Annotated in this window: 5 protein-coding genes and 1 tRNA gene; 4 read left to right on the forward strand and 2 right to left on the reverse strand. The window is 32.5% G+C overall.

The window, feature by feature from the left end:
* A partial coding sequence (locus ACVC2P_RS16105; protein WP_452599480.1) for a reprolysin-like metallopeptidase occupies positions 1 to 1,685 on the forward strand: 1,685 nt, incomplete at its 5' end.
* A gap of 980 nt (positions 1,686 to 2,665) precedes the next feature.
* Here the strand turns inward: ACVC2P_RS16105 and ACVC2P_RS16110 are convergent.
* Positions 2,666 to 2,750: transfer RNA gene (locus ACVC2P_RS16110), tRNA-Ser, on the reverse strand.
* Positions 2,751 to 2,844: 94 nt separating this feature from the next.
* Complete coding sequence (locus ACVC2P_RS16115) at positions 2,845 to 3,234, reverse strand: acyl-CoA thioesterase (protein ID WP_452599481.1); 390 nt, start codon at positions 3,232 to 3,234, stop codon at positions 2,845 to 2,847.
* Between the two features lie 86 nt (positions 3,235 to 3,320).
* Here ACVC2P_RS16115 and ACVC2P_RS16120 point away from each other — a divergent pair, with 86 nt between their 5' ends.
* The 3 genes from ACVC2P_RS16120 to ACVC2P_RS16130 form a co-directional block, all read left to right on the forward strand.
* Positions 3,321 to 3,950 (forward strand): NAD(P)H-dependent oxidoreductase, encoded by a 630-nt coding sequence (locus tag ACVC2P_RS16120; protein WP_452599482.1) that lies wholly within the window; start codon positions 3,321 to 3,323, stop codon positions 3,948 to 3,950.
* A 72-nt stretch (positions 3,951 to 4,022) separates the two neighbouring features.
* The gene (locus ACVC2P_RS16125; protein ID WP_452599483.1) at positions 4,023 to 4,490 is read left to right on the forward strand and encodes a thioredoxin family protein; all 468 of its coding nucleotides are present in this window, start codon (positions 4,023 to 4,025) and stop codon (positions 4,488 to 4,490) included.
* 299 nt (positions 4,491 to 4,789) lie between these two features.
* Positions 4,790 to 5,550: DegT/DnrJ/EryC1/StrS family aminotransferase (locus tag ACVC2P_RS16130; protein ID WP_452599484.1), on the forward strand; the 761-nt coding region annotated here is incomplete at its 3' end.

The raw sequence follows: 5,550 nt of genomic DNA on the forward strand, positions 1-5,550 counted from the left end.
ATAAAAAAAATGCAGCTACAAGTGTGTTTAATTGTATGACCACTAGTATTGCTTCAAAACTGAATAAACAAATTAAAAATATAGATATTGCTAAATCACCATCCACTAAAAGAACATATCGTTTAGCAATACTTGCAGCAAATAGCTATAGGTTGCAATTTGGAGGTAATCCATATAATCCTGTAAATGTATTAAATGCTTTAGCAGCAGGAACTAATATGATTAATGTAATTTATTTAAGAGATTTTGGAGTAGAATTTTCTCTTGTTAGTGATAATGCATTAATACAACAGGATAACGACTCAGACAACTTAACAAATAAACTTAACGACGCTATTGGTGTTAATGCTTACGATGTTGGACACATGGTTTTATGGGGAGCTGAAAATGGTTTAGCGGGCCTTCAAGTAGTTTGCGGAAACGACAAAGGGAATGGGTTTTCATCATCTAGTATGGGGGTTGCGACATTATGGGTCGATTATGTAGCGCATGAAGTTGGTCATCAATTTGGATCAGAACATAACCAGTCTGGCTGTAACAGTGTGCAGAATTATAGATACGAACCAGGAGAAGGATCATCAATAATGGCTTATGCAAATGTTTGTCAAGGTAATGAACAATATGCACAAAACTCAGATCCCTTTTTTCATTATGCTTCAATAGCACAAATAATAGCAGAATTGCCAAATTTTAATTGTTCAGTTAATGATGCTGGAGGCAATGCTAATAATCCTGTTGCAAATGCCCAAGCAGATTTTACAATTCCAATGCAAACACCTTTTATTGTAGTTGGAAGCGGTAATGATAATAACGATCCAGCTAATAATTTAACTTACCATTGGGTACAATACGATGGTAGCGGACTATTAGTTAATAATTCTCCTTCTTGTAATGTTGACAATAATGCATTATTTCGTTTTCGTTCTGCGACAACAGATAATTACCGTAGCTTGCCTCAATATAGTGATGTTTTAGCTGGAAATAATAATCAACAATGGGAACTGCTACCATGTACCACGAGAGACATAAATTTTTCACTTACAGTTAGAGATAATAATTCTACATTTGGAAGATTGGCAGAAGATAGAACAGTTGTTACGGTTGCAAACACAGGCCCTTTTGAGGTTACTAGCCCCAATGGAGGAGAGATATTTTCAGGAAACGATACGCATACAGTAACATGGACGGTTAACCAGACCAATACACATTGTGCTAATGTAGATATTTTAATTTCAACAGATGGAGGTAATACTTATTCTGTTGTTTCAAACGCTACCGCTAATGATGGTGCAGAAAGTATTACTATTCCAAATACTATAACAACTAATGCACGAGTTTTGGTTCGTTGCGATGTTAATGGTGGGTTTAGAGCAGCTTCTACTTTTTACGATGTATCTAACTTTAATTTTGAAATTCAAGAAACTTTAAGTGTTGGTGAATTTTCTTTATTTAATATTAATGTTTTTCCAAACCCTGTATCAAACGCTTTATATATTAATTTAAGTGATAATAAATCTTTCGATTATAAGTTATACAGTGTTAATGGCAGATTAATATATAATGACGAGATTAACAAATCTACAGTTTTAAATACCTCTAGTTTAGCTAATGGGTTATATTTTCTTCAAATTAGAGATGTAATAACAAATAGACAAGCAGTTAAAAAAATTATTATAAGTCATTGATAAGTAATAAAAAATAACTTTAATATTAGCGTGTTTTATCTACAGTTTAACTATTATAATAACTAAAGAAACAATATTTTAATATTAAAGTATATAAACAAAAAAGCATCCTACTGTGCGATGGATGCTTTTTAATATGCTTTGAATAAACTCCCTACAATTTATTCAGTTACAAAGTAATAACTTAATAATGAGAAAGTAGTAAGGATTTTCATTAGTATTAGTAAGGGAATACATTAAAATAATCTAAACCCTGTTTTCCGAATTGTCTATTTATAAAGGAACATGTATGTCATTCCTGTTAAAGAAAAAGCACCGTACTATTATTCAGGTGCTTTTTAATGCTATTGCTTCTTACGTTGAAGAAACTTACAATATTGTATAATTATAACACAACTGAGGGTTAAAATTCTCTATGAGATACCTACTTATTTTAGATTATGTGATAATGCTTTTTAATTTTCTTTATTATTATATGAAGTGAAATAATTAGGTATAGGAGATTATAGTATGTCGTTCTAAGTATTTTTTATCAAGTATTTATCTTAGATGACACTAAAGCTATAGAAGGTTTTGAATGTTTTAAAGTAATTGTTGCAGTTAAAGAACAATCTGATACTAATGATGAAGTAAGCCAAGATATACCTGCTGTTTTAAAAGAAGCGATACTTAATACTGAGACAGAATATATAATGTATGTTACAGATAAAATTAAAAATAGTTATCATCCTGTAATAAAGTATAAATCTGTTTTGGTTAGGTATTATCCTATTATAAATCATCGAAACAGAGAATAATATTAGAGGTGCTCAGATAAACTACAATTTAACAAGATTAGAGTTAAAATAAGTTTAACCTTTAAAGTTATATTTTTTTAATTTTTAGTAGTATGAATATGTAGTTAAATAATATACTTCTGACATCTACATTGGTACTTAAAAAACAAAGCCTTGTAAATCAGAAGATTACAAGGCTTTTCGCGGAGAAAGAGGGATTCGAACCCCCGGAGGTGTGACCCTCAACAGTTTTCAAGACTGCCGCATTCGACCACTCTGCCATTTCTCCTTGAGCGTCTCATCAGGTATTCCCTGATTGCGGGTGCAAATATAAGACCCTTTTTAGATTAAAAAAAATAAAAAAAGTATTTTTTTTTAAATTTTTAATCCAGTATTGCTATTGGTTTCATGTCTTCATTAACAGCAACAAATGTAAAGAACCCAGTAACAGATAGTTCACGAGATTTATCGTACATTTTCTCCATAAAAATATCCACTTTAACCACACAACTTGTACGGCCCACTTTATTTATTGTAGCCACTAGTTCTACAATAGTACCTTCAGGAATGGGTTTTGTAAAGTCAATTTTATCGGTAGAGATGGTAACCACTTTCTTTCGGCTAAAACGTGTAGCACAAATAAATGAGGCTTCATCCATCATATGTAATGCGGTACCACCAAAAAGGGTGTTGTAGTGGTTTGTAGTGTTGGGGAAAATAGCTTTAAAAATTCTAGTTTCCGAAGCTTTAATTAATTCATCAGTTAGTTTCATAATAGTAGTATTACTTTTTATTATAACAGCAAGGTCTGTTATGTAAATGTCAAATAGTATTTTTGTGTAAAGATAAACCGTATTTAATGAATATTATAGATAAATTACAGTGGCGTTACGCAACAAAAAGTTTTGATGCTACAAAACTAATTTCAGACGCTAAGTTAAACACTATATATGAGGCCTTTAACCTTACAGCAACCTCTTATGGACTACAACCCTTAAAATTAGTTGTAGTTAGCAATAAACCGCTACAAGATAAATTAGTACGTGTTTCTATGAACCAACAACAAGTGGCACAAGCCTCTCATGTATTAGTGTTTTGTATAGAAACCACAGTAGATAAAGCCTATATAGAAAACTATTTTAATCGTGTAAAAAGCATACGCCACACACCAGACGAAATTTTAGCGGGGTTTAAAGATTTTTTAATTCATGATTTTGAAACTAAGCCAAAAGAAGCCATAGCACTTTGGGCTACAAAACAAGCCTATTTAGCAATGGGAAACCTATTAACGGTTTGTGCGATAGAAGGGATCGATGCTTGCCCAATGGAAGGATTTGAGCCTTCTAAATATGATGATATGCTAGCCCTAAAAGCTAAAGGCTTACAATCTGTATTAGTAATGCCAATAGGTTACCGAGCTGATAATGATATGTTTGCAGGATTTAAAAAGGTAAGAAAGCCATTACAAGACTCTATTATTGTAATGTAACACAATATAATGGCAAGATTTTTGTTATTTAGATAAAAGTTTTATTATTGTAGTATTAATCTGAAGGAGTTTATGAAAAAATTAATTGTAATATTAACATTATGTTTCGCAGTACAAGGCTTTGCACAGTATGATGAAGAGGAAGTATCTAACCTAAATTGGTTAACAGATATAGAAGAAGCAAAACAAGAAGCAAAGGCATCTAAAAAACCAATATTACTATTTTTTACAGGAAGCGATTGGTGTCCACCATGTAAATCTTTAAAAAAGGATTTCTTTAACTCTGAAGCCTTTGAAAAAAAATCGAAAGACTTTGTGTTGGTAATGGTAGATATACCAAGACGAACAGATATTATTACACCAGAACAGCGTAAAAAAAATAACATATTAGTTAGCAAATACAATAAAAAAGGAAGCTACCCCAATTTAGTAGCCTTAAACGGAAGCTTAAACGTCATTGGAGAACTCTCTGGCTATACTTTTTTACGAGAGACCGATACGCACTTTAATTTTATAGATTCAGTTTTAGAGAATTATTAAAGTTGTTTTAAATAGAAACTGAAGTCGAAATTGAAAAAATAAATCGAAATGTCAGTTCGAGTGATTCCGAAGTATGAGGAATCGTATCGAGAACTATTTTGTTCTAAAGTGTATGTTCTCGATACAAATTTTACTCTTTTTCAATCGTAAAATCCACTCGAATTGACGAATTTCATTAAAAAACATAACACTCAAGCCTTAATAAAAACATTAAAAAGCCTGTAAAACTTAGTGTCTACAGGCTTTTTTAATTGACTAATTTCTGTTAGTTTTGACGTTGAAACTATAAAAGATATACAATGCCAGGATTTGAACGCTTTGGAGACCAAGAACGAAAAGAAGTACAAGATGTATTAGATAACGGCGTATTAATGCGCTATGGGTTTGATGGTATGCGAAATGGCCATTGGAAAGCAAAATCTTTAGAGCAAGAGTTGCAACGTACCTTTAATACAAAACACGCGCAATTAGTATCTAGCGGAACAGCAGCCGTATCTGTAGCCTTAGCAGCAGCTGGAGTAGGAGCAGGAGATGAAGTTATTATGCCAACCTTTACATTTGTAGCTAGTTTTGAAGCCATAACCATGCTTGGTGCTATACCAGTTTTAGTAGATATAGACGCTACATTAACATTAGACCCGAAAGCAGTAGAAGCCGCTATTACCCCAAAAACAAAAGCAGTAATGGTAGTACATATGTGTGGAAGTATGGGGAATATGGATGCATTGCAAACAATTTGTAATGCACATAACTTGTTATTGTTAGAAGATGCTTGCCAAGCTATAGGCGGAACCTATAACAATAAAGCTTTAGGAAGTATAGGCGATTTAGGATGTTTCTCTTTCGATTTTGTTAAAACAGTAACCTGTGGAGAAGGAGGAGCCGTTATTACAAACAATGCAGAATATTATACAAACTCTGACCATTATAGCGATCATGGACATGACCATGAGGGGAACGATAGAGGAGCAGAAACACATCCGTTTTTAGGTTATAATTTTAGAATATCGGAATTACATGCGGCAGTAGGTTTAGCACAAATAAAACGTTTACCAGAGTT

The organism is Pontimicrobium sp. MEBiC01747 (assembly GCF_053601635.1).